Source organism: Psychroserpens sp. (assembly GCF_034670085.1).
In the GTDB taxonomy this organism is placed as follows: domain Bacteria; phylum Bacteroidota; class Bacteroidia; order Flavobacteriales; family Flavobacteriaceae; genus Psychroserpens.
The window spans coordinates 331,591-357,059 of the sequence record NZ_JAXMOD010000002.1; the positions used below are offsets into that span (position 1 = coordinate 331,591).

The following is a 25,469-nucleotide window of genomic DNA, read 5'->3' on the forward strand; positions in this document are numbered from 1 at the left end:
GACTATTTACTTAAATACATTTTACGTCTGGAATATAAATTATAAAACTCATCATCTTTCAAACTATCAATAAACAAAATACTTTCACCCGTACTTTTCATTTCTGGACCTAATTGTTTGTTTACATTTGGGAATTTATTGAACGAAAATACTGGTTGCTTAATGGCATATCCTTCTAATTGCGGATTGAAATTAAAATCTGTTACTTTCTTCTCACCTAACATTACTTTTGTAGCATAGTTGACATAAGGCTCGCCATAAGCTTTAGAAATAAATGGAACTGTACGAGATGCTCTAGGATTAGCTTCGATTATATATACAATATCATCTTTTATGGCAAATTGAATATTGATTAACCCAACGGTATTCAATGCTAAAGCGATTTTTTTGGTATGATCCTTTATTTGTTGCATCACAAATTCGCCAAGATTGAAAGGTGGTAATGTTGCATTACTATCTCCTGAATGGATTCCACAGGGTTCAATATGTTCCATAATACCAATGATATAGACATTTTCTCCATCACAAATGGCATCTGCTTCAGCTTCGATAGCTCCATCAAGATAATGATCTAGAAGCAATTGGTTTCCAGGCATTCTTCTAAGTAAATCGACAACATGCTCTTCAAGTTCTTGTTTATTAATTACAATTTTCATGCCTTGACCTCCTAGAACATAAGAAGGTCTTACTAAAATTGGAAAATCTAAAACATCTGCAATTGCTGCGGCTTCATCAGCAGTCGTGGCAATATCAAACTCAGGATAAGGAATATTGTTTTCTTTTAAAAGATTAGAAAACAAACCTCTATCTTCAGCTAAATCTAAGGATTGGTATGTTGTACCAATTATTTTTATACCGTAACGATCTAATTTTTCAGCCAATTTTAGAGCAGTTTGACCACCTAACTGAACAATGACACCTTCAGGTTTTTCATGACGAATAATATCGTAGATGTGTTCCCAGAAAACAGGCTCAAAATATAGCTTATCTGAAATATCAAAATCTGTAGAAACGGTTTCTGGATTACAGTTAATCATAATCGTTTCATATCCACATTCTGAAGCTGCTAAAACGCCATGAACACAGCAATAATCAAACTCAATTCCTTGACCGATTCGGTTTGGACCAGAGCCTAAAACGATGATTTTTTTCTTATCTGATACAGTACTTTCATTCGCAGAGAACTTCTGTCCATCGGCCGTTTCAACTTCATTTTCAAATGTTGAATAGTAATAAGGCGTTTCCGCTTTAAATTCAGCAGCACAAGTATCAACCAATTTATATACACGGTTGATTTTAAACTCGTCACGCTTGTTATAAACTTGGCTTTCTAAACATTTAAGCATGTGAGCAATTTGACGATCACCATAACCTTTTTGCTTGGCTTCTAATAATAATTCACGCTCAATTGTATCTATTGAAAACTTCGAAATTTCTTTCTCAAGTTCATGTAACTCTTCATATTGTTTTAAGAACCACATGTCAATTTTAGTGATTTCATGAATTCTACTCAAAGGAATTCCCATTTGAATAGCATCATAAATCGCAAACACGCGATCCCAACTTGCAAAGGTTAACTTATCTATAATTTGTTGGTAATCCTTATAACCTTTTCCATCTGCTCCTAATCCGTTTCGTTTTATTTCAAGAGACTGTGTTGCTTTATGAAGTGCTTCTTGAAAAGAACGTCCGATAGCCATCACTTCTCCTACTGCTTTCATTTGAAGACCTAAACGTCTATCTGATCCTTCGAATTTATCAAAATTCCATCGAGGAATTTTCACAACTACATAATCTAACGTTGGTTCAAATAGGGCTGAAGTAGATCCAGTAATTTGGTTACTTAATTCATCTAATGTGTAACCAACAGCTAACTTAGCAGCCACTTTTGCAATTGGATAACCAGTAGCTTTACTGGCTAATGCAGACGAACGCGACACACGAGGATTAATTTCAATTGCAATAATGTCTTCATTTTCATCTGGACTTACAGCAAATTGCACATTACAACCTCCAGCAAAATCTCCAATACTACGCATCATATGAATGGCCATATCACGCATTTTCTGATAGGTTTTATCAGAAAGTGTCATTGCAGGTGCAACGGTAATTGAATCTCCAGTATGGATTCCCATAGGATCCATATTTTCAATGGCACAAATAATAACAACGTTATCATTTTTATCTCTAAGCAACTCTAATTCGTATTCTTTCCAACCAATTAAAGCCTTGTCTATCATAACTTCATGAATTGGTGACACTTCCAAACCACGCGTTAACAATTCATCAAATTCTTCTTCTTTATAAACAAATGATGCTCCTGCTCCACCTAAAGTATAACTTGCTCTAATTACTAAAGGAAAACCGAACTGCTGTGCTATTTCTTTTCCTTTCAGGTAGGAATTAGCAGTTGCTTGAGGTGCCATACCAACACCTATTTTAAGCATGAGTTCTCTAAATTGTTCTCTATCTTCAGTAATATTAATGGCATCAATATCTACTCCAATAATATCCACATTAAAATCTTCCCAAATTCCTTTTTCATCAGCTTCAATACAAAGGTTTAAAGCAGTTTGTCCTCCCATTGTCGGTAAAACAGCATCGATTTGTGGATGCTCCTTTAAAACTTGAATAATGGACTTGGTGGTTAAAGGCAACAGATATACATGGTCAGCCATTGTTGGATCTGTCATAATTGTCGCAGGATTAGAATTGATAAGAATTGTTTCAATTCCATCTTCACGAAGTGAGCGTAAAGCTTGTGTTCCAGAATAATCAAATTCGCAGGCTTGTCCAATAATTATAGGACCTGAGCCAATAATAAGGATAGATTTTAATTTTTCGTTTTTTGGCATGTTCGTGTTTTTTTATGGTTGCAAAAATAGGTAACGTATGGGTACAAAAAAAGGTGTTACACCTAAGTAACACCTTTAAAATATTAACAATTGTTAATCATTATTTCTTATGTCTAGTTTCAGATGATACAGACAATTTTTTTCTTCCTTTAGCTCTTCTACGTGCTAAAACTTTTCTTCCGTTTACAGAAGCCATTCTTTCTCTAAAACCGTGTTTATTTCTTCTCTTTCTTTTTGACGGTTGAAACGTTCTTTTTGGCATTGTCTTATATTTTTAAAAACTTATATCTTTTTTTGATGTCTTAGAGCTGTTCCTAAAACTGCGTGCAAATATACAAAGAGTTTTTAGTTTGCCAAACGTAATATTAAAAATATTTACAATTGTTTTTATTAACTTTGCAGCCTAAATTTTAATTTCAAAAAATGTTCAACAAAAACATAAAATTAGTCATAGCTTTTTTAATAGTTGCCTACGCTATATATGAGTTTACTGAAGGTTATATAGGTAATGGTATCATGTATATATTATTATCACTCATTTTTATATTTCTTTATTTTAAAAACGAATTTATCTTACTTGCCTTTTTAAAATTAAGAAAACAAGATTTCGAAGGTGCCAAAAACTGGTTAAACAAAATTAAAAACCCTTCTAGTGCTTTGGTAACAAAGCAGGAAGGTTATTTTTATTATCTGCATGGTGTTATGGTTGCTCAAACCGATATGAATGCCGCTGAAAAACATTTTAAAAAGGCGCTTGGTCTTGGTTTATCTATGGATCATGATGCTGCTATGGCAAAATTAAATTTAGCTGGAATTGCATTTAGTAAACGTCGACCGCAAGAAGCTCAAAAACTTTTAGCTGAAGCGCAAAAACTTGACAAACGAGATATGCTAGCGGACCAAATCAAGATGTTTAAGCAACAAATGAAAAAGACTTCGATACCAAGACAGCAGTATGGTCAACCAACTTCTGCTCGTCAAAATAAGCGAAGTAGACGTTAACCCAATTTATAATAAAGGTGACCAAAGTCTAGCGAAAGACTCTTTAAGTTTTGAATAATTTGAACGTTTTTTCCAAGATTCAAAATTAATAAGTTCACAATCCTGAAGATCTTCTAGAAAATGAGACTTTAAAATTTCACTTTGATGCTTATTATAAATCAAAGCATTGATTTCAAAGTTAATATCGAAACTTCTATTATCCAGATTACAAGTTCCTACAGTTGAAAAAACATCATCAACCACTAATGTTTTTGCATGTACAAAGCCTTTGTTATAGCGATAAACTTTTATTCCGGCTAACATAAGATCATCCAGATAGGAATTTGTAGCATTTTCTGCGACCCAAGAATCTGATGTTTTAGGAATAATTAATTTTACATCAACTCCAATTTTTGAAGCAATTTGTAAAGCTGATAATATTTGATCGTTCGGTATAAAATATGGCGTTGTTAAATAAATATAGTCTTCAGCATTATTTATGGCTGTAAAAATGGCTTCCATAATATTTGCCCAGTTTGTATCAGGACCACTTGCTGCGATTTGTATTGCAATATTAGAATCCGCATCTACTTTTGGAAAGTACATTTTCTTAACTTCTACAGTTTTAGCACTGACAAATTCCCAAGTCGTCAAAAAATGAAATTGAAGTACTTTGACCGCTTCACCATAAATTCTTAAATGTGTGTCTCTCCAGTAGATTTTTTTATGTTCATCATTAATATAATTATCAGAAATATTTATACCTCCTATATAGCCTATGACTCCATCTATTATAGCAATTTTCCTGTGATTTCTGTAATTCGATTTACCAGTGAAACTTGAAAAGAAAACTGGCATAAATGGAAAATGTTCAACTCCACTGTCATCAAGTTGCTGTTTCATTTTAGATGAAAGCTTACTTCCAACATCATCATAACTTAATTTAACCTCGATACCTGCTTTTGCTTTTTCTGTAAGAATATTTAATAATTCAGTACCTATGCGGTCATCTCTTATTATATAATACTCCAAATGAATATAGTTTTTTGCGTTTTGAAGATCTTCTAATAATCGCTCGAACTTAATATTTCCATTCTTGAGGATATCGACCGAATTATTTAAAGTTAGTGGTGATTTTTCACTTGCTTTAAGCAGTTTTATTAGTTTAACTTTGTCATCTAATTTATGTGCTAAACTATCAAACTTTTTTTCTTCAACACGTAAATTATCACCAACTGATTGAATGATTTTAGTGTTGGAAATATCTTTTCTATTGAAAATTTTACTTTTTCTATATTCTTGTCCGAAGAGGTAGTAAACAATTAATCCAAAAAATGGAAAAAATACCAAAACTAACACGTAAGCAACAGTTTTTGATGGATTTATATTTTTAAGAAGAATAGTAATACCTGCTGACACTGCTAGTAAATAGTTTATCACCAACAATATAGCCCAGAAATTATCTTTTATGAATTCAAACATTTATGGCTTAACAGAATAGAATCCTTTTTTAGGGATATCTAAACTATACTTTTTCCCTGATTTGTTATTTAAATGTGCTTCTCTTAGCCAAGGATTATGAAGTTTTAATATTTTATAGTTAATACCAAATCCTTTAGCAAACTTAGAAAAGTCTGTAACAGCAGTATCTACTTCAACTTTATAGGTAGGCACTGAAGTATATAAATCATCTGCTTTGAAGTTAAAACCATACTTACTAGGATGGTTTAAAATTTCTTTTAAAGCTACAATTCTAAATAAATACCTCCCAGTTTCTTCACCAAGTAATAAATCATAATAATCGTTTACACCTTGCTCTGCTAATCGTCTAGAAACTCCAGCGTTTCCTGCATTGTAAGCAGCCGCAGCTAAGGTCCATGAACCTAATTGTGCTTTAGCCTTTAACAAATATTGACAAGCAACTTCTGTCGACATTTCGAGATGATAGCGTTCATCAACATTACTATTAATCTCTAGTCCGTTTTCTCTTCCTGTCGTTTTCATGATTTGCCAAACTCCTCTTGCTCCTGCAGGTGAAACTGCATTTGTAAGTCCGCTTTCAATAACTGCTAAATATTTAAAATCATTTGGAATACCATTCTTTTTTAAGATGGGTTCAATAATTGGAAAATATTTAGCTGCGCGTTTAAACATTAATAATCCATTAGATTGCCAATAGGTATTAACCAACAACTCTCTATCCATTCGTTCTAGAATGTCTGGATTATTTAATGGTAATGCTTCACCAGCAAAATCTAAGGCTTCTGGCACTGATAATGCATAAACATTATAACTGTTAGCAGAATTTGAGTCATTAACAGTTTCAGATTTATTTATGTCTTCTGATTCTGAAGGTGCTTTTTGCATTGCAAAAATGAACAATCCAGAAACAGCTATTAATCCAATAGTGGCTAAAATATTTTTAATCGTCTTCATTTTACTTTTTTTATAAATGTATTAAATATTACAATGGCTTTCAAGTCTGATCCAAGATAAGTTTTGGTAAATTTTCATTAAACCATTTATACTTGTTGATAACCATAATATGTGATCCTCCTTTAATAACGATACAATTTCCATTACATGAATGTGGAAAAATAGCATCTTTATCACCATGAATGTAAATGGCATCAGGATGCGCTTGTTCTTGATTCCATTCAATAACATTTTCGATAGCCCAATCTAAATATCGTTTATCACTCACAGAAAGATACTTTTTATACAATTCTACACGCTTGGTAACGGTTTCACCAAATGCATATTTTGCAAGGAAATCAATATTACTCACCAATTGTGTAGGTAATATTTTATATGCTTTAGTAAGTTTTAGCAACTTCATTCGTTTTGGCAATTCATGTTTAGACTTTACGCTAGAAACAACAAAAAGCTTCCTGAGCGACATGTATTTACTCATCTCTTGTACAAGTATACCTCCAAAGGAAACTCCTAGCAACACTATGTTTTCGTGTTCTATTTTAGCGATCATGCGTTTTGCATATGACTCAAGTGATTCTTTTAGGTTTGGTATTATCCATTCTAACCAGTGTATCTCAAATTTATCTTCTGGTAATTTGATATGCTCAAAAATTGTTGGGTTTGCAGCCATTCCTGGCATTAGATAAATATGGATGATCTCTTGGGACATAAGTATTTAAAAATCAGTTATTTTTAGTTTCTGTTAATTTTTTGTAAATTTGTATTACAAAACTATATAAATCTATAGTTTCTACCCTACCAACCATTGAATTAAATACAAATTATTATGATTGATGCAGCAGAACTGATTGACAATGACTTTTTACGTCAATTTGAACTTAAGGTTGATGGTGAACTTGCTAAAATTGAGTACGCACTTCAAGATCGAAAAATTTTCTTAACAAAACTTATAATTCCTGATGGGATTAAATCTGAAGATTTTGAAGAAGAGTTTTTGACTTTGGTATTCGAAAATATTGCAGATCGCAATATTAGTGTCGTTCCAACAAGTCCGGAAATAGCAAAATTTATTAGGCGACACAGAAAATACAAAAAGATGTTACCTGTAGGAATTAGAATCTAATTCTTATAAATATAAATCCATAAAAAAAACCGAAGCTATTTACTTCGGTTTTTTTTATGATATATGTTCTTTATTTCTTAAAAATCTACAGCTATAGTTCCATTTTCAAGAGTTACAAAAATTTCTTCTTGATTCACTTCGTCATAACCTCCTAAAGTACCAGAAAAATTAACTTCTAATCTTGAACCATTATTAACGTTAGTAACAGATACAAAATTGTTAAATCCGCTATAATAAACGCCATTTAATGTATAACCAAAATTGTAAATTGCATTAGCACCTGTATCACCTACATACGTGTAAAATGTAATTATACGACCAGTTCCTCCACCAATAGTAGCTGTAATGTCAAGTTCTGTTCCACCTCCATCATCAGTATAGTCATAACGATCTACAATAATTGAATCAAAAGTTAACTCTTGACCATCGATTGTAACGATTAATTGCGCTTGGTTACCACCACCATTATCACCATTATTGTCGTCATCTTTATTACAAGAAAGTGTAGTTAAAGTAACTGCTAAAACGAATACGCTTAAAAAAAATTTTTTCATTTTTAATTTTGTTTTTTTAATTAGTTGGCAAATATAATGTAAGAAATTTACTAGGCAATATTTTCCTTATTTTTATTATACTGCGACATTCAAAAATTCAAATCGCACCAAGCCATCATCATCAATTTTGGTAAGTTCAACTGTATGTAACGTATTTACTAAATCAGGATTCCAAGGCGTTTTTACCTTTACGTAGTTTTCGGTAAATCCATGTATATATCCTTCTTTATTTTCGCTTTCAAAAAGTACAGTTCTAGTACTTCTCAATTGACCTTCATAAAATGCTCTACGCTTTTTTGCTGAAAGTCCACGTAACATTTTGCTACGTTTTGCTCGCACTTGTTTTGAAACTACGCCATCTAAAGTTGCCGCAACCGTATTATCACGTTCAGAGTAGGTAAAGACATGTAAATATGAAATATCTAAGTCGTTTAGAAAATTATAGGTTTCTAAAAATAAATCTTCTGTTTCTCCGGGAAACCCAACAATAACATCTACTCCAATGCATGCATGAGGCATTGTTTCTCTAATTTTTGCAACACGATCTAGGTACAATTCTTTCATATAGCGACGACGCATCAATTTAAGAATTGTATTACTTCCACTTTGCAATGGAATATGAAAATGTGGCACAAATGATTCACTCTGAGCCACGAACGCAATCGTTTCATTTTTAAGAAGATTAGGCTCAATTGAAGATATTCGAAGACGCTCAATACCTTCTACTTCATCCAATGCAGAAACAAGTTCATAAAAGGTATGCTCATGTTTTTTATTTCCAAATTCACCTTTACCATAATCACCAATATTCACACCAGTTAATACGATTTCCTTGATATTTTTTTTAGAAATTTCTTTCGCATTTAGAAGAACGTTTTCTAAGGCATCACTTCTTGATATCCCTCTAGCTAAAGGAATCGTGCAATAGGTACATTTGTAATCACAGCCATCTTGAACTTTTAAAAAGGCACGAGTTCGATCTCCAAAAGAATAACTGCCAACATAAAAATCGGCATCTTGAATTTCACAACTATGCACTTCACCCATATCATTTTTAGTCAAATCATTGAGATAACTTGTGATATTAAATTTTTCGGTAGCTCCTAGAACCAAATCCACTCCTTCAACATCTGCCAATTCTTGAGGCTTTAGTTGTGCATAACAACCTACAGCGGCAACGAAAGCTTCAGGATTTACTTTTTGAGCTTGCTTTACTATAGATTTGAATCGTTTGTCAGCATTTTCAGTAACAGAACAAGTATTAATCACATAAATATCAGCCTTTTCCTTAAAATCAACACGTTCAAAACCTTCCGATGAAAAATTTCTAGCGATGGTCGATGTTTCAGAAAAGTTAAGTTTACAACCTAAGGTATAAAATGCGACTTTTTTATTCATATCTCAATTAGTATTTCCGTTAGCACAGAAATCTATTTATATTTACTCGTTCTCTAATTAGAGTGGCAAATTTACAATTAATGAGCAATATCCTAAAACCTGTGTATAGTAAATATTCAATTTCAATAATGATTTTGAGTGTTTTAGCCATTTTTTGCCTGTTTTCATGTAGAAATGACTCTAATTCTGATAAAAACCACCTCGTTTTTAAATATAATGAACATAAAAATATTGGATCATTAGATCCAGCATTCGCAAAAGATAATGCAGATATTTGGGCTATAAATCAGTTGTTCAACGGATTAGTGCAAATGGATGAGAACTTAAATGTACAGCCATGTATTGCAAGCGATTGGACGATTTCTGAAGATGCACTAACCTACTCTTTTAAACTTCGGAATAATGTACAATTTCATAAGCACGAATTATTTGGTCAGGATTCTACTAGAATAGTAACAGCAAATGATTTTGAATATAGTTTCAATCGTTTACTCGATAAAAAAATTGCATCACCTGGAAGTTGGACGCTTAATAAAGTAGAAAAGTTTACTGCTATTAATGACACTCTATTTCAAATTCGGTTAAAACAAGCATTTCCTGCATTTCTTGGGCTTTTAACCATGAAGTATTGTTCAGTTGTTCCGAAAGAAATTGTAACCTATTATAATGCTGATTTCAGATCAAATCCAATAGGTACTGGACCCTTTAAATTTAAGCGTTGGGAGGAAAACCTTAAACTCATCTTCAGAAAAAATAATCACTATTTTGAAAGAGATTCTAAAGGACAACAATTACCCTATTTAGAAGCCGTAGCTATTACATTCTTGCCAGATAAACAAAGTGAATTTCTCCAATTTGCACAAGGCAATATCGATTTTGTTTCAGGTTTAGATGCCTCATATAAAGATGAAATTTTAACGGCTAGTGGAGATTTAAGACCTTTATATGCTTCAAAGGTGAATATGATTCGTGGTCCATATCTAAACACCGAATATCTCGCTTTTTATATGGAAACTGATTTGCCAGAATTACAATCTGATATCCTTCGAAAAGCCATTAATTATGGATTTGACCGTAAAAAAATGATGACTTATTTACGAAATGGGATTGGTATTCCTGCAAATGGAGGTTTTATTCCAAAAGGACTTCCAGGTTATGACGACACTATAGGTTTTAGTTTTCAGCCTGAAAAAGCAAAACAATTGGTACAACAATTTAAAACTGAAACAGGAATTGCAAGTCCAGAAATTACCATAACCACAACTAGTAATTATTTAAGTTTTTGTGAATACATTCAAAGAGAATTGCAAAAGATTGGGATTGCTGTAAATGTCGATGTTATTCCTCCAGCAACTTTAAAAGATGCAAAAGCTAATGGCAAATTAGATTTATTTAGGGCGAGTTGGGTTGCCGATTATCCTGATGCTGAAAATTATCTATCTCTGTATTATAGCAAAAATTTTGCGCCTAATGGTCCTAATTACACCCATTTTAAAAGTGATTTATTTGATCAGTGGTATGAAGAAGCATTTACCATTACAGATACAAAAAAACGTGAATTATTGTATACAAAAATGGACAGTTTAGTGATGGCTAAAACACCTATTGTTCCTTTGTTTTATGACGAAGTATTAAGATTTACTCGTAAAGAAGTTTCTGGCTTAGGAATTAACCCAATTAATCTTTTAGATTTAAAACGTGTTAGAAAAAGTATGGAATAATCTGTTATTCTTTTACAAAGAAATAGATATCATCTTCACCTTTGCCACCTTCACGATTTGAGGTAAAATATCCCGATTTTCCATCAGCCAAAAGTTCGAAGCACATATCATCGGCTTCACTGTTAAATGGAGCTGGTAATAATTCTGGAACTCCAAATTTTCCATCCGGACCAATTTCAGCTTTGTATAAATCTAAACCTCCAATTCCTTTAGCACGATCTGAAGAAAAATAAAGTGTATTATTAGCGGTTAAGTAAGGAAACATTTCTTTTCTAGGTGAGTTTAACTTTGCACCTAGATTTTCCGGTTTTCCATATTTGTTGTTGGCCAAAATTTCTACTCTAAAAATATCAGTAGGACCTTTAGCACTTGGAATATTAGATGTAAAATATAAATATTTATCATCAGGACTTACAGAAGGATGTCCGTAAGAATAACGTTGGTCACAAAAATGTAGTGGTTTAAAATTTATGTACCCTTTTCCTTCAACGAATTCTCCTCTTTCTATTCGAAGGTTTCTAGTTTTATCGTCATATTTATAGACATCACCACGTTTTTTTTCATTCGTGGTTACGTACATGTATTTTCCATCTTTACTAAATCCAGCAGTAGAACTATTAAACACAAAACGATCTGACGATCGAAATTCTTTGGTGTTGATGATATCACCTGTTTCGGTCATTTCGCCATGATATAACGTAAAAATTTGTTGATTACCACTATTGCGTTCTACAGTACCAAAACTATTCACCTTATATCTTGAAAAGTACACAATATTATCTTTGACATTGACCACTCCATATTGGCTAAGCTCGTCATTTAGTGAAATATTTTTTATAGTATAGGTTTCGCTTTGGGCACTAACAGAAGTTGTAAAAACTAAAGCTAGTATAAGTAGGTATGGTTTCATTTTATTTAAGTTTATTCGTCTTTTTTTCGCCACTGTTTGGTGTCTTCAAATATATGTTCAAGAATTGCTTTATCCATATCTGAAAACTCAATCTCTCTTCGTTTCATAACCACTTCGGCTACTTCAAACACTTTTTTTGTGAGATATGTTGTAAATCCTGAATTTCCGCCCCAACTAAAACTAGGTACAAAACTTCTTGGAAAACCACTTCCAAATATATTTGCACTAACACCAACAACTGTACCAGTATTAAACATTGTGTTAATTCCGCACTTACTATGATCTCCCATCATAAGTCCACAAAACTGCAATCCCGTTCTAGCAAATCCTTGAGTATTGTAATCCCAAAGACGCACTTCAGCATAATTATTTTTCAAGTTAGAATTATTTGTATCTGCACCAAGGTTACACCATTCGCCTAACACTGAATTTCCTAAAAAACCATCATGACCTTTATTAGAGAAACCAAATAATACAGAATTATTGACTTCACCTCCAACCTTACTATGAGGTCCAATAGTTGTTGGTCCATAAATTTTTGCACCCAACTTAAGTGTTGCATATTCACAAAGCGCAAAGGGCCCTCTAACTAAGCTTCCTTCCATCACTTCAGCATCTTTACCAATATAAATTGGACCAGAACTAGCATTTAAAGTTGCAAACTCCAACTTTGCACCTTCTTCAATGAAAATATTTTGAGTGTTTATACAATTATTAGAATCTGGAATGGGTTGTGACTTTCGACCATGAGTTAATAAATGGAAATCTTCTTGTATGGCGTCACCATTTTTTGAAAAAATATCCCAAGTGTGCTCAATTTTAATAAGGTTGGCATCAAATTCTAAGGCTTCATAGGAATCAAAATCAACCTCATCTTGCGTGTCTTTAGTGAAAAAGGCAATAACATCTTCATCTTTAAAAATAGCTTGATTCTCAGTTAGATTCTTGACCATTGCCACCAATTCTTTATTTGGTAAATACGATGCATTAATCATCACATTAGAATCCATTTCAACCATTGGGTATTTTTCAGAAAGATAGTCTTCTGTCAATGTGGTAGTTGTAAAACCGAGGTGTTTTTCCCATTTTTCTCTTATGGTTAAAATACCAACTCGTATTTCTGCTACTGGTCTTGTAAATGTAAAAGGCAATAAATTATTTCGTGAAGGACCATCAAATAGAATGTAGTTCATGACTGTGATTGAAATTATAAGTTATTTCAAATGTAAAGTAAATGTAGATAACAAAAAAGCCTTCGAGATAAATCCTGAAGGCTTAAAGTATATAATTAAATAGCGCTTATTTCTTAAACTTAGCGTATTTGTTTTTGAATTTATCAATACGACCAGCTGTATCAACTAATTTAGATTTACCAGTGTAAAATGGATGAGATGTTCTTGAAATTTCCAATTTTACTACTGGATATTCAACACCATCAACTTCAATAGTTTCACTAGTATCTGCAGTAGACTTTGTTAAAAACACGTCTTCATTTGACATATCTTTAAATGCTACAAGTCTATAATTCTCTGGATGTATTCCTTTTTTCATCTCTTTATTCTTTAAAATCCTTACTATTTTGGAGGTGCAAATTTAAGTAATTTTTGTAAATTACCAATAATTTATTTCTTTTTTTATTCATCAAAGAATTGTAACAAAATTAATTAAAATTATACTAACTAAACATATTAACTAATTAATCAACTCAATTATGGAAAAATCATTAAAATCAATTAGTCTAAATCAAGGAATTATACTAGGTATCGTTCTAACATTAGTAACTGTATTAATCTACGCATTCAGTATAGATTTGTTCACTGAGTGGTGGTTAGGTATTTTACTATTTTTAATCATACTAGTTTTCGGTATTATTGCTGCTGTTAAATCTAGAAAAGCTTTAGGAGGATTCATGACTTTCAAAGAAGCCTTTACATCCTATTTCATAACAGTTGCTGTTGGTACTCTTATCAGTACTATTGTTGGCATTGTGATTTTTGCTTTTGTTGATCCAGATTCAGCTCAATATTTAAATGAAAAAATTATTGAAATGACAATGCAAACTATGGAAAGTTTTGGTGCGCCACAAGACAGCATTAATGAAGCTATAGCTGGTATGGAAGGCAAGAACAATTTTTCAGCTGCAATGCAGATGCAGTCCTACGTAATTAGACTCTTAATTTTAGCTATAATTGGTTTAATTGTTGGTGTTTCATTAAAAAAGACTGATCCAAATCAAGCTTAAAAAAAATCAGTACTTTTGAATATTAAAATATTTAAAATTACTTAATGAATATATCAGTAGTCATACCGCTACTTAACGAACAAGACTCTTTAAAAGAACTATACGATTGGATTGCAAAAGTCATGCAGTCCAATCGTTTTTCGTATGAAATCATCTTTATAGATGATGGTAGTACTGATAATTCTTGGATAACCATTATGCAACTCTCTCAAGAAGATGAGAATGTTAAAGGGATTCGTTTTCTAAAAAACTTTGGAAAATCTCAAGCCTTACATGCAGGTTTTGCAAAAGCACAAGGAGATGTAGTCATTACCATGGATGCAGACTTACAAGACAATCCTGATGAAATCCCTGAGCTTTACAACATGATTATTATTGAAAAATACGATTTGATTTCTGGATGGAAAAAGAAACGATATGACTCCATAATATCAAAAAACATACCTTCAAAACTTTTTAATTGGGCAGCCAGAAGAACGTCAGGTGTTAAACTACATGATTTTAATTGTGGTTTAAAGGCTTACGACAATAAAGTGGTGAAAAACATAGAAGTTAGTGGTGAAATGCATCGCTATATTCCTGTACTTGCTAAAAATGCAGGTTTTTCAAAAATTGGAGAAAAAATCGTAAAACACCAGGCCAGAAAATATGGTGAAACAAAATTTGGTATGGACCGTTTCATTAATGGCTTTTTAGATTTATTAACCATTTGGTTTATTTCACGTTTTGGAAAACGACCTATGCATCTCTTTGGTGCTTTAGGCGTTTTGATGCTTGCAATAGGTTTTGCCTTTTCTCTTTATCTTGGCATTGATAAATTGTTTTTAAATCCAACTGGACGCTTGATCACGCAACGTCCACAGTTTTATCTTGCACTAGCTACTATGATTATAGGTACACAATTTTTTGTTGCTGGATTTTTAGGAGAGATCATTTTAAGAACTAAAGAAAACAAACAACGTTACCTCATTAAGCAAGAATTAAATCTTTAAACATGGAATCAAAATTAATGACAAGTTTACAAACAACACATATTGAATTACTTACTTTTACAGCAGACTTTTTAAATTATGAAATATATTGAACCTCAACTTTTAGAACGTGTAAATACTTGGTTAACGCCTACTTTTGACACTGAGACCAAAGATTATATAAAAAATTTAATAGCAAACGATACTAACGAACTTAAAGAAAGTTTTTATAAAGATCTCGAGTTTGGAACTGGTGGAATGCGAGGTGTAATGGGAATTGGTACTAATCGTATTAATAAATTTACACTTGGTAAAAACACACAAGGTTTAAGTAATTATATTAAGCAATCATTCCCTAATGAAGATCTTAAAGTAGCCATTGCTTTTGATTGTAGACACAATAGTAAAACATTAGCTAAAGTTGTTGCAGATGTGTTTTCTGCCAACGGAATTAAAGTGTATCTGTTTGAAGACTTACGTCCAACACCAGAATTATCATTCGCTTTAAAACATTTAAATTGCCATTGTGGAATCGTATTAACAGCTTCGCATAATCCTCCAGAATATAACGGTTATAAGGTGTATTGGCAAGATGGCGGACAATTAGTTCCTCCTCAAGATGCCGAGATTATTGCAGAAATTAATCGCTTAGATTATTCTGAAATTAAATTTGAAGCGAACCATAACCTAATTCAATATATAGGAAAAGATGTTGATGATGTTTTTATTAATGAATCTGTAAAAAATGGAAGTTTTAATACATCGTCTGAAGCCAAAGAAAATTTAAAAATTGTATTTACGTCTTTACACGGAACTTCAATAACGGCAATTCCAGAAACTTTAAAACGAGCTGGTTATACAAATGTTCATATAGTTGAAGAGCAACGCGAACCTAATGGTGATTTTCCAACGGTAAAGTCACCAAATCCAGAAGAACCTGAAGCTCTAAAAATGGCCGTTGAACTCGCAACAAAGTTGGAAGGCGATATTGTCATTGGTACAGATCCTGATTGTGACCGATTAGGAGTTGTTGTTAGAAATTTAGAAGGTGAATTGGTTATTCTTAATGGAAACCAAACCATGATCCTAATGACCAATTTTCTATTAAAACAATGGAAAAACAAAAATAAAATTAACGGAAATCAATTCGTAGGCTCTACAATAGTATCGACGCCAATGATGTCTGTACTAACAAATGCTTACGATGTAGAATGTAAAATTGGTTTAACCGGTTTTAAATGGATTGCCAAAATGATTGAAGATTTTCCTTCCATGGATTTTATTGGTGGTGGAGAAGAAAGTTTTGGTTTTATGGTTGGTGATTTTGTAAGAGATAAAGATGCAGTAACCTCTACACTACTCGCTTGTGAAATAGCAGCTCAAGCAAAAGAAAAAGGAATTTCTGTGTACAAAGAATTAATTGAACTCTATCAAGAACATGGATTTTATAAAGAACGTTTAGTCTCACTTACTAAAAAAGGAATTGAAGGTGCGCAAGAAATCAAACAAATGATGATTGATGCACGTGAAAACCCATTGCAAAGTGTAGACGGTTCTAAAGTTGTTAGAATTGAAGATTATCAACTTTCAATTATGAAGGATTTTAATACTGGAAAAGAAACAACTATTGATATACCTAAATCTAATGTTTTAATTTATTATACTGAAGATGGAAGCAAAATAGCTTTGCGTCCTAGTGGTACAGAACCTAAAATTAAGTTTTATATTAGTGTTAATACAACATTAGACAATGTGTCAGCATTTAAAGCTACGGAACAAAAATTGGAAGCTAAAATTGATGCGATATTAAAAGACATGAAACTTGCATAAATGAACTACCTAAAAAAAATACTCGTATTTGCTTTACCATATAAACGATACGCTTTTTTAAATATCTTTTTTAACATTTTATATGCTGCGTTTGGTGCATTATCCTTTGTTGTGTTAATGCCTATGCTAAATATTTTGTTTGGAGAGGACCAAGAGCGTATTGAAACTAAACCAAAATATGAGGATTTTGATAATCTTGGCTCTTATCTTAAGGATTCACTAACATACAGTGTTCAAGAATATGCTAATGAAGACCAACTAAGAGCTCTTACTTTTGTTATTATTTTAGTCATTGTCGTCTTTTTACTTAAAAACATATTTAACTATTTAGCTTTATACTTTGGTACATTTTTAAGAAATGGTATCCTAAAAGATTTAAGAGATACATTATACAGAAAGACTATAGACTTACCTCTGAGTTTTTTCTCAGAAAAACGAAAAGGAGATTTAATAGCACGTGTATCTAATGATGTAAATGAAGTGCAAAATTCCTTTTTATCAGTTTTACAAATTATAATAAGAGAACCGCTTAGTGTAATTTTTTCTATTGTGATCATGCTTACCATAAGCTTAAAATTAACCCTTTTCGTTTTCGTTTTTATTCCTACAGCTGGATTTATTATTTCGATAATAGCGAAACGTTTAAGACAACAATCTGCCGATGTTCAAAAAGAACAAGGAACTTTTTTGTCTATTTTGGAAGAAACCCTAAATGGTTTAAAAATTATTAAAGGATTTAATTCACAAAAACTATTTAATTCAAAATTCACAGAGTCTACACATCGTTTCTTTTTGTTTTCAAATAAAATGATGAATCGTCAAAATATTGCAACACCTTTAAGTGAATTCCTAGGTATTGTTACCATTGCATTTTTATTGTGGTTTGGTGGTAGAATGGTAATCATTGATAAAACATTATTAGCCTCTTCTTTTATCGCATTTATGGGATTAGCATATAATATTTTAACACCAATAAAAGCTCTAAGCAAAGCAAATAACAGTGTAAAAAGAGGAAATGCTGCAGCCGAACGTGTCCTGGAAATCATAGAAACAGTAAACCCTTTAGAAGATATACCAAATGCGGTTTCAAAAACAGAACTAAATTCTTCAATAGCCATTAATAATATATCCTTCAAATATGAAGACGATTTAGTACTCAAGAATTTTTCTATTCAAGTTTCAAAAGGAAAAAGTATAGCCTTAGTTGGTCAATCTGGTAGTGGAAAATCTACGATTGCCAATTTAGTTACACGATTTTATGATGTTACTAATGGCAATATTTCTATTGATGGTACCGACATCAGAACGCTCACTAAACATTCTCTGCGTGGTCTTATAGGATTAGTCACACAAGATTCGATATTGTTTAATGATACTGTAAAAAATAATATTCTTTTAGGAAAAGAAGGGGCTTCAGATGAGGAAATCATTGAGGCATTAAAAATTGCGAACGCATGGGAGTTTGTTAAAGATCTTCCTAAAGGGATAGAAACTAATATTGGTGATGCTGGAGGGAAATTATCTGGTGGTCAGAAGCAACGTTTGAGTATAGCAAGAGCTGTCTTAAAAAATCCTCCAATTATGATTCTTGATGAAGCTACTTCTGCTTTAGATACTGAAAGTGAGCGATTAGTTCAAGTTGCCCTTGAAAATATGATGAAGAATAGAACATCTATTGTTATCGCCCATAGGCTTTCAACAATTCAAAATGCAGACGAAATTATTGTCATGCAAAAAGGAGAAATTGCAGAACAGGGCACCCACAATGAACTCATGATTAAAGATGGTGTTTATAAGAAATTGGTAGACATGCAAAGCTTCGATTAATACCTATTAAATTATATAAATTAGAAAAGGACGAAACATAAGTTTCGTCCTTTTCAGTTCTATTACCAGATTTGGGGACACTGGTAATATGTAACATAAGTAGGTTAAGCTGAAGCAAACATATAATAAATAAATGTTACATGCAAGAAAAAAATGCATTTCATCGTATTTTTTTAACACTTTATCGGTAATATTATACTTAATATACTGTATATCAACATTTTAATAATAAAATTATTTTTCATTAAACTTTTACTATTTTCATAAGTCTAAAGAAAAAACCAGTTTTTGAAAGAAGAACAAGACTTTATTCAACGATTAATGTCCGAAGAATCTAAAGAATCGGCTTTTAATGAGTTATTACAACTTTATAAAGAGCGATTGTATTGGCACATTCGTCATATAGTAAAGTCTCATGATGATGCTGACGATGTCCTTCAAAATACATTTATTAAAGTTTATAAAAGTATTCATAACTTTAAAGGTGATAGTAAATTGTATTCTTGGATGTATCGCATAGCTACAAACGAATCGATAACTCACATTAATAAGAATTCTAAACGTAGGCAGTTATCTTCGGAAGAGTATCAAAACCAAGCCATAAATAACTTAAAGGCAGATGTGTATTTTGAAGGAGAGGATATTCAAATACAATTACAGAAAGCTATTGCTACCTTACCTGATAAGCAACAATTAGTGTTTAATATGAAGTACTTTGAACATATAAAATATAAAGACATGTCTGAAATTTTAGAAACTAGTGAAGGCGCTTTAAAAGCATCTTATCATATAGCAGTAAAAAAAATCGAAGCCTTTTTAACCTCAGATTAAACGTTTACAAAAAATAATAGTCTTAAATTAAAAGCGACGTTCAGTGCATTCGGAATAAAACAAATGGAAAACAAGAAATTACATAGTATAAAATCTACTGGTTTTAAAACACCAAACCAATACTTTGAGTCTTTTGATGCCAAACTAAAACATCGACTAGCAGAAAAGGAATTAATCAATGATATTGATACTTCTGGTTTTGAAGTTCCTGAGCATTACTTTGAGTCTATTGATGATAAGATCATACGTAAGTTAAAAAATGACAAAGCTGTGATTACGCTTAAGTCAAGGCAAAGCTTTTATTACTTTGCCGGAATAGCAGCATCGTTACTATTATTATTTGCCATTTATATTAATTATGAGTCTACCGATGACATCTCAGCAGAAATGGTAAAAACCTATTTTCAAGACAGTGAATTAGACAGTTATGAATTGGCTCAGTTATTATCAGATGCTGAACTATTAGAAGAAGATTTTATAATTACAGAAACCGAATACAGTGAAGATAATTTAGAAGATTATCTTCTTGACAATACAGATATTGAGCAACTATTACAATAAAAAGAACATTATATATGAAACGATTACTAACACTAATGATATTCCTTATAAGTATTTCAGCATTTTCTCAACCAAATGAAAAAATGAAAGAGCGCATCAAAGCTCAAAAAATTGCTTTTATTACTGAATGGATAAAACTTACTCCAGAGGAGGCCCAAAAATTTTGGCCTATTTACAATGCATATGAAGAATCCTTAGAAAAAATTAGAAGTGAAGATCTTAATACTATTAGAACACAAATGATGACAAATCCAGGCATGTCAGATGCTGAAGCAGATGTCCTTTTAGAAAAATTCACAAAGGCTGAAAACGATACACATGATGCGAAAATTAAGCTTATTGAGGATTTGAAAAAAATATTGCCTTCTTATAAAATTATTAAACTTAAAGCATCTGAAAATGCCTTTAATAAAAGACTCTTAGAACGACTTAAAGAATTCAGAGGAAAACAGGGCAATCGAAATTAACCTCATTATCTCTAATAAAAGAATAGCTCCATGACAACATCATGAAGCTATTCAAATTAACATAAAACTATCAATCAATAATCCTTGTTATTTTTCTTTTTGCAGCGTTTTCACATCTGCTATTAATTGTTGAACAGAGGTTTTATTTAATCCGTTATAAATACCTCTTATATGCCTTTCCTTATCTATTAGTACAAAGTTTTCGGTATGCAGAAAATCATCTTCTGTTTTATCAACGCCTAAATCTTCTTCAGCAAAATAAGCTTGCCTTCCTAAATCGTAAATTTGTTTTCTGTCACCTGTTACCAGATGCCATTTAGTATCATTGATGCCTTTGGTTTCGGCATAGAGTTTTAAAATTGGAATAGAATCTGTTTCAGGCGTTACCGAATGTGATAGTAATAAAATGTCATTATCTTGAAGAAACTCTTCTTGTAAAACCATCATATTAGCTGTCATTTTCGGACAAATACCAGGACACGTAGTAAAGAAAAAATCAGCTATATATATTTTATCTTTAAATGCATTTTCAGTTACTTCGACACCTAATTGGTTGACTAAACTGAACTTTGGTATTCTATGAAAAATATCAGCTTCCTCGCTATCTGCATCTAGCCAATAGGGTGTAAATGTAGCTTCCTTATAAAAAGGCAATGCTGCAACTCTACTCGATTTTTCTGAAGTTGAAGATTCTTTACAACTTAGAAAACATAACACTAAACCAAGGATCCTTATATATTTAATATTTAACTTTTTCATCTTCTAATTCATAGCATAAACTGGCACGTTTTAATCCGAAAATTCGTCCGTTTTTTGCTTCGTAGTTATTATAAATTTTTCCGTTTTCTCTCCAGGCCTTTTGTAAACCTTCTTCTTGACCGTTTACGATAGACATCTCTTTAAACTTGGCTCCAGATTTATACCACTGTTTCTGAATACCATTAACAATGCCTCCTTTATAATTAGCTTCAGAACGTAAGTTGCCGTTTTTCCACCACGATTTAGCTTTACCCTCTTGAAGTCCGTTTACATAATGTGCTTCAAAACTTAGCGCTCCATTTGGAAACCATTTTTGATATAACCCATGACGTTTTCCATGGCTATATTGGATAGATTCAGCCTTAACAATTCCATTATAATGAGTTACAGAAGTTCCATTAAAGGGTTGATTTTGATAATACATCAACCCTAAATTGGATTTTAACTCTAACGCACTCTTGTTAACTATATTTGTGTTTATGGTACTTGTTATCACTTCAGCATAAGCCATAGCTTTCTGTTCTTCCTTTTGACAAGAAGAGATACACAGCAGACTTATAAGTACAACTGTATTACTGAATATTACTTGGAGTTCCTTGATAATCGCCTGGGAATATGATATAATACTGGTTTAAATAAGTTTCATTTTGAATATGGTAATGATATTCAGAAGCACCTTGACTATGTTGTGTTGTACTTGTATGACCTCCAGATGCATCTAAATCTGTTGGATAATCATTAGTTGAATTACACTGTCTTCCATAGATAAAAAATCCGTCAGCTATAATTCCGATTAAAGCATCATCATCATTAGACCAAGCTTTTGGTTCTAAATGGTAGTGATAACTTTGTGGACCAGTATGAGCAGCTGTATAATCGAAAGATCCAATCGTATTATTATCTAAAGGCATGTTAGGACCTTCTTGATCATTATAGATATTTGCGCCTGAAACAGCAAAACCTATAGCACCTAATCCTGTTGCAACCGAATTTGCAGCTAAAGTTGGTGTTGCTGAAACTGTCAATGAATATGAACCATTGAAATCATCGATATTTCCTGGAGCCATAAATTGATAACTAGTTGCTGTTGGCTCGACAAATAAGGGATGATTAACAGTTGTATTTGTATTAGTACAAATCTCTGGTCCCATTGGAGGTGTTGCACATCGCTCTGTTGTATTTGACCAATAAGGTGAGGTATGATTTGGACGTCCATTAGTTTCAATAATTACATTATTACCACTCAATGTAATACTGGTATTGTCTGTATCAAATTCTGCAAAAGCTAAATGTAAAGATGGAGGAGTTCCTTGAGTAGAAAAACTAAACGAAGATGAAGTAATGCCTTCATTCCCGTCGTTAGCTACAACTGTTCCAGAATAGTTAGTAGAAGATGTTAATCCTGTTAAATCAAAAGTTAGAACCGTTAATCCAACTGCCATTTCTGTTCCTTGTAAGTTCACAGAATATGTAACCGCATCTCCATCAGGATCTGTAGCAGTGGTCCAATTTAAAGTAGCAGTTGTTTCTGTAATTGAATTTACACTTGCTGTAAAACTAGAAGGTGCCTGGTTTGTTGTACCTCCATCTCCATCATTACCACCTGAATTATCATCACTACTACAGGCATAAAATGCCGTCGTTACTGAAATTAGCAATACTAGAATTTTTAAGTAATTTTTCATTGATTTATATATAGATTTATTATAGTTATACTATTAGATGTGCTTTTAAAAAAAAACTTGCGGTAGAAATTTATTTTTTGTGAAAGTGAGCTAAACACTGAAGCTTTTAGAAATGGTAAGGGCAATTTTAATTTGGCTTAGCCATTAGCTTTTTGCCAACTAGAAAAATTGGGATTAAAACTAAACACCATAAATAGTTTGAATTAAATGCTTTATGGTTATCTATCATCAAACCATCTTTAAAGATTACTGAAGCTGAATAATCGTTTTTTTTATTTAAAATCACTTTACTGGTCTTTCCACTTAATAGCAAGGAAAAAACAGTTTGATGTTGTTCATTTTCAGTAAACGCTTGTATTTTAATCTCTAAACTTTCAAATGTTTTTGGCAATTCTGAGGTAATAAATTTTGCATCAGTCTGATGACTACCAAGCTTTAATCCGCCATCTAAAAGTTGTATTCTGGTCCCATTTACAACTAAATGAAAGTTTTCTTTTAAATAATTTACTGCTAATTGTTTGTATTCAGTAAGAGGTAATTCTTCAAAATTTGTTTTAGAATACTGCTTTTTTAATGCCTCATGGAAACCAGTTTGACTTAAATTGATGTTTAGGATATTAATATTCTCCTTGACTTCAAGATAATACATTGCTGATAATGGGTTGTGTGCATGTATTGTTTGAATTGAAACAATAAGAATTAATAAGAGAATAATTACCCTCTTCATCTTTACTGAAATGTAAAACTATTGGTTGCGGCAACGCCTTTTAAACATTTTGGTACGTTTGGCGCTTCTGTGTTACTTGCAACATAATGGTAAACTCCGTTTGGAAACTCTGTTGTATTAGCTGTAATTCCTCTACACTCATCCAAACCTGAAGGTTCAACTGCATAGGCATAAATTGGAAACCCATCTTTAGCGAAACCAATTAATTTACTAGTAGAAACTTGATTAACTAAAGTACAAGACACCTCAGTAATACTGCTAGATTCTAAAACTTGGTTCATTGTTTCAGAAACAAAGTGCAAATGATAATAACCAGCAGGATCATGGTGACCACCACAAGGATCTAAAGCAGGTATATTACCAACTCCCAGCATTGGACCATTAACAACAGATGGTGGATCACCATTTATAGGCACTCCATCTCTTGAAACACCAATCAACTCTACAGTATCTATAGTATTATTAGTTATCGCTAATATTGGTTCTGCCGGAATTAAAAAGGTTAACTGTAAGGTATTATCTGGTACTGGTTCTAGACAAAAAGAATAACCACCTGGATCTGGTGGATTGGTAAAATCATCTATATTAATCTCTCCATTATTACCTATTATATCGTAACCATCTGCTTCCATTGCATTAAACAAGGTTGCTTTCAAGACTTGAAAACCTGGATTTGTTGCTCCATCGTAAATACCTAAACCACCGATATCATTTATGGTTTCAGGGCAATATGGACCATTATTAATTGGGTTACTAGAAAAAACTAATTGATAACATTCTCCTGTTGAACCATCTTCGAGCGTACAATTTACTTTTTCAAAAGACATTAATGATGTTGCATTAAAAAAAGCTTCTCGAATTAAGTCTTCATTTATAATATCGTCATCGTCATTTGTGGTATTATCGTCTTTACTACTGCAAGCCGTTAGTGATAACAAACTTAATATAATCATGAATCCAAGTGCTTTTAGATTCTTCAATTTTACCTTATATGTTTTCATTGCTGTTTTTTAATTTCTGATTTTCCTAATGTTCTTCTCAAATTCACTACTAAAATAACAATACCAAATAGAATTTATAGGAAAATAAAAGAAAAAGCTTCGTAATTGCTCACGAAGCTCTTAATAACTAACTATTAACTAACCAATCAATCAAATTGTTTTTTATCTCTTACCTTTTCGTTCTCCTTTTTTAGGTTTAGGAGCTTTTTCAAATTCTTTTTCTGTTATAAATCCATCCTCATCTGTATCTACTTTAGAAAAATTTTCTTTTAAAGGTCCTTTAATTTCATCTTTAGAAAGCTTGCCATCTTCATTTTTATCCATTTCTTTTAATAACTCACTAAATGTAGGAGGTTCTTTTCTTTCTTGTTTCCCTTTTGGTTGCCCAAAAGATATATTTGAATTAATCAGTATTCCGAATCCTAATACTGCTATTTTAAAGATGTTGTTTTTCATACTTTAAATTTAAAGTTATATACTTTTAGATGTACTTGTTCATTTAACCTTGTGCTTTCTTCTGTTAAATAAAACATAAAAGAACCTTTAAACTAAAAAGACTCCACAATTTCTAAAGAAGTCTTTAAAGCTAA

Annotated in this window: 26 protein-coding genes; 10 read left to right on the top strand and 16 right to left on the bottom strand. The window is 32.0% G+C overall.

The features are described 5' to 3' along the window. Positions 1-2: 2 nt before the first annotated feature. Together carB and rpmH are read right to left on the bottom strand one after the other, a co-directional pair. Positions 3-2,855, bottom strand: a complete 2,853-nt coding sequence (carB, locus tag VOI25_RS05295) for a carbamoyl-phosphate synthase large subunit (RefSeq protein ID WP_323787964.1) — start codon at positions 2,853-2,855, stop codon at positions 3-5. A 100-nt stretch (positions 2,856-2,955) separates the two neighbouring features. Next, entirely contained in the window at positions 2,956-3,117 is a 162-nt protein-coding gene (rpmH, locus tag VOI25_RS05300; protein ID WP_033961596.1) for a 50S ribosomal protein L34, read from the bottom strand. A gap of 161 nt (positions 3,118-3,278) precedes the next feature. Here rpmH and VOI25_RS05305 point away from each other — a divergent pair, with 161 nt between their 5' ends. Beyond that, the gene (locus VOI25_RS05305) at positions 3,279-3,857 is read left to right on the top strand and encodes a DUF2892 domain-containing protein (RefSeq protein ID WP_323787965.1); all 579 of its coding nucleotides are present in this window, start codon (positions 3,279-3,281) and stop codon (positions 3,855-3,857) included. 6 nt (positions 3,858-3,863) lie between these two features. On the opposite strand, the gene cls is transcribed toward VOI25_RS05305, so the two are convergent. The 3 genes from cls to VOI25_RS05320 are packed head-to-tail and all read right to left on the bottom strand — an operon-like array spanning position 3,864 to position 6,981. Further along, a complete protein-coding gene (gene cls, locus VOI25_RS05310; RefSeq protein ID WP_323787966.1) occupies positions 3,864-5,318 on the bottom strand; it encodes a cardiolipin synthase in 1,455 nt (484 codons plus the stop codon). Next, entirely contained in the window at positions 5,319-6,272 is a 954-nt protein-coding gene (locus VOI25_RS05315) for a lytic transglycosylase domain-containing protein (protein ID WP_323787967.1), read from the bottom strand. It lies immediately after the preceding gene. Positions 6,273-6,312: 40 nt separating this feature from the next. Continuing rightward, positions 6,313-6,981: an alpha/beta hydrolase gene (locus VOI25_RS05320; protein WP_323787968.1), complete on the bottom strand. Its 669-nt coding sequence runs from the start codon at positions 6,979-6,981 to the stop codon at positions 6,313-6,315. 117 nt (positions 6,982-7,098) lie between these two features. Between VOI25_RS05320 and VOI25_RS05325 the strand changes: the two genes are divergently transcribed. After that, positions 7,099-7,395, top strand: coding sequence for a GNAT family N-acetyltransferase (locus VOI25_RS05325; protein WP_323787969.1), 297 nt, complete (start codon positions 7,099-7,101; stop codon positions 7,393-7,395). 77 nt (positions 7,396-7,472) lie between these two features. On the opposite strand, the gene VOI25_RS05330 is transcribed toward VOI25_RS05325, so the two are convergent. Further along, positions 7,473-7,949, bottom strand: coding sequence for a hypothetical protein (locus VOI25_RS05330; RefSeq protein ID WP_323787970.1), 477 nt, complete (start codon positions 7,947-7,949; stop codon positions 7,473-7,475). A 75-nt stretch (positions 7,950-8,024) separates the two neighbouring features. After that, the gene (mtaB, locus tag VOI25_RS05335) at positions 8,025-9,347 is read right to left on the bottom strand and encodes a tRNA (N(6)-L-threonylcarbamoyladenosine(37)-C(2))-methylthiotransferase MtaB (RefSeq protein WP_323787971.1); all 1,323 of its coding nucleotides are present in this window, start codon (positions 9,345-9,347) and stop codon (positions 8,025-8,027) included. A gap of 80 nt (positions 9,348-9,427) precedes the next feature. Between mtaB and VOI25_RS05340 the strand changes: the two genes are divergently transcribed. Then, positions 9,428-11,068 carry an ABC transporter substrate-binding protein gene (locus VOI25_RS05340; RefSeq protein WP_323787972.1) on the top strand — a complete coding sequence of 547 codons (1,641 nt, stop codon included), beginning with the start codon at positions 9,428-9,430 and terminating at the stop codon, positions 11,066-11,068. A 4-nt stretch (positions 11,069-11,072) separates the two neighbouring features. Here VOI25_RS05340 and VOI25_RS05345 read toward each other — a convergent pair whose 3' ends face one another. From VOI25_RS05345 to VOI25_RS05355, 3 genes are all read right to left on the bottom strand, one after another. Beyond that, positions 11,073-11,978 (bottom strand): hypothetical protein, encoded by a 906-nt coding sequence (locus VOI25_RS05345; protein WP_323787973.1) that lies wholly within the window; start codon positions 11,976-11,978, stop codon positions 11,073-11,075. Positions 11,979-11,989: 11 nt separating this feature from the next. Then, positions 11,990-13,171, bottom strand: coding sequence for a GlmU family protein (locus tag VOI25_RS05350; protein WP_323787974.1), 1,182 nt, complete (start codon positions 13,169-13,171; stop codon positions 11,990-11,992). Between the two features lie 106 nt (positions 13,172-13,277). After that, positions 13,278-13,529, bottom strand: coding sequence for a type B 50S ribosomal protein L31 (locus tag VOI25_RS05355; RefSeq protein ID WP_323787975.1), 252 nt, complete (start codon positions 13,527-13,529; stop codon positions 13,278-13,280). Between the two features lie 160 nt (positions 13,530-13,689). Here VOI25_RS05355 and VOI25_RS05360 point away from each other — a divergent pair, with 160 nt between their 5' ends. From VOI25_RS05360 to VOI25_RS05390, 7 genes are all read left to right on the top strand, one after another. Beyond that, positions 13,690-14,220 (top strand): DUF4199 domain-containing protein, encoded by a 531-nt coding sequence (locus VOI25_RS05360; RefSeq protein WP_323787976.1) that lies wholly within the window; start codon positions 13,690-13,692, stop codon positions 14,218-14,220. Between the two features lie 44 nt (positions 14,221-14,264). Continuing rightward, on the top strand, positions 14,265-15,212 hold the full coding sequence (locus tag VOI25_RS05365) for a glycosyltransferase family 2 protein (RefSeq protein ID WP_323787977.1): 948 nt from the start codon (positions 14,265-14,267) through the stop codon (positions 15,210-15,212). Between the two features lie 78 nt (positions 15,213-15,290). Beyond that, the gene (locus tag VOI25_RS05370) at positions 15,291-17,021 is read left to right on the top strand and encodes a phospho-sugar mutase (protein ID WP_323787978.1); all 1,731 of its coding nucleotides are present in this window, start codon (positions 15,291-15,293) and stop codon (positions 17,019-17,021) included. Continuing rightward, positions 17,022-18,848, top strand: coding sequence for an ABC transporter ATP-binding protein (locus VOI25_RS05375; protein ID WP_323787979.1), 1,827 nt, complete (start codon positions 17,022-17,024; stop codon positions 18,846-18,848). Positions 18,849-19,169: 321 nt separating this feature from the next. Further along, positions 19,170-19,679, top strand: a complete 510-nt coding sequence (locus VOI25_RS05380) for an RNA polymerase sigma factor (protein ID WP_416376063.1) — start codon at positions 19,170-19,172, stop codon at positions 19,677-19,679. Positions 19,680-19,742: 63 nt separating this feature from the next. Continuing rightward, positions 19,743-20,240, top strand: coding sequence for a hypothetical protein (locus tag VOI25_RS05385; RefSeq protein WP_323787981.1), 498 nt, complete (start codon positions 19,743-19,745; stop codon positions 20,238-20,240). A 14-nt stretch (positions 20,241-20,254) separates the two neighbouring features. Further along, a complete protein-coding gene (locus VOI25_RS05390; RefSeq protein ID WP_323787982.1) occupies positions 20,255-20,707 on the top strand; it encodes a hypothetical protein in 453 nt (150 codons plus the stop codon). Between the two features lie 87 nt (positions 20,708-20,794). On the opposite strand, the gene VOI25_RS05395 is transcribed toward VOI25_RS05390, so the two are convergent. The 6 genes from VOI25_RS05395 to VOI25_RS05420 all read right to left on the bottom strand — a co-directional run bounded on the left by VOI25_RS05395 (position 20,795) and on the right by VOI25_RS05420 (position 25,335). Then, positions 20,795-21,466 carry an SCO family protein gene (locus tag VOI25_RS05395; protein ID WP_323787983.1) on the bottom strand — a complete coding sequence of 224 codons (672 nt, stop codon included), beginning with the start codon at positions 21,464-21,466 and terminating at the stop codon, positions 20,795-20,797. Then, positions 21,447-21,977 (bottom strand): toxin-antitoxin system YwqK family antitoxin, encoded by a 531-nt coding sequence (locus VOI25_RS05400; RefSeq protein WP_323787984.1) that lies wholly within the window; start codon positions 21,975-21,977, stop codon positions 21,447-21,449. Before VOI25_RS05400 ends, VOI25_RS05395 begins: the two co-directional genes overlap by 20 nt. A 61-nt stretch (positions 21,978-22,038) precedes the next feature. Further along, on the bottom strand, positions 22,039-23,151 hold the full coding sequence (locus tag VOI25_RS05405) for a YHYH protein (RefSeq protein WP_323787985.1): 1,113 nt from the start codon (positions 23,149-23,151) through the stop codon (positions 22,039-22,041). A 127-nt stretch (positions 23,152-23,278) separates the two neighbouring features. After that, positions 23,279-23,878, bottom strand: coding sequence for a hypothetical protein (locus VOI25_RS05410; RefSeq protein WP_323787986.1), 600 nt, complete (start codon positions 23,876-23,878; stop codon positions 23,279-23,281). 2 nt (positions 23,879-23,880) lie between these two features. Beyond that, entirely contained in the window at positions 23,881-24,879 is a 999-nt protein-coding gene (locus VOI25_RS05415; RefSeq protein ID WP_323787987.1) for a YHYH protein, read from the bottom strand. Between the two features lie 162 nt (positions 24,880-25,041). Continuing rightward, the gene (locus VOI25_RS05420; RefSeq protein ID WP_323787988.1) at positions 25,042-25,335 is read right to left on the bottom strand and encodes an EF-hand domain-containing protein; all 294 of its coding nucleotides are present in this window, start codon (positions 25,333-25,335) and stop codon (positions 25,042-25,044) included. Between the last annotated feature and the right edge of the window lie 134 nt (positions 25,336-25,469).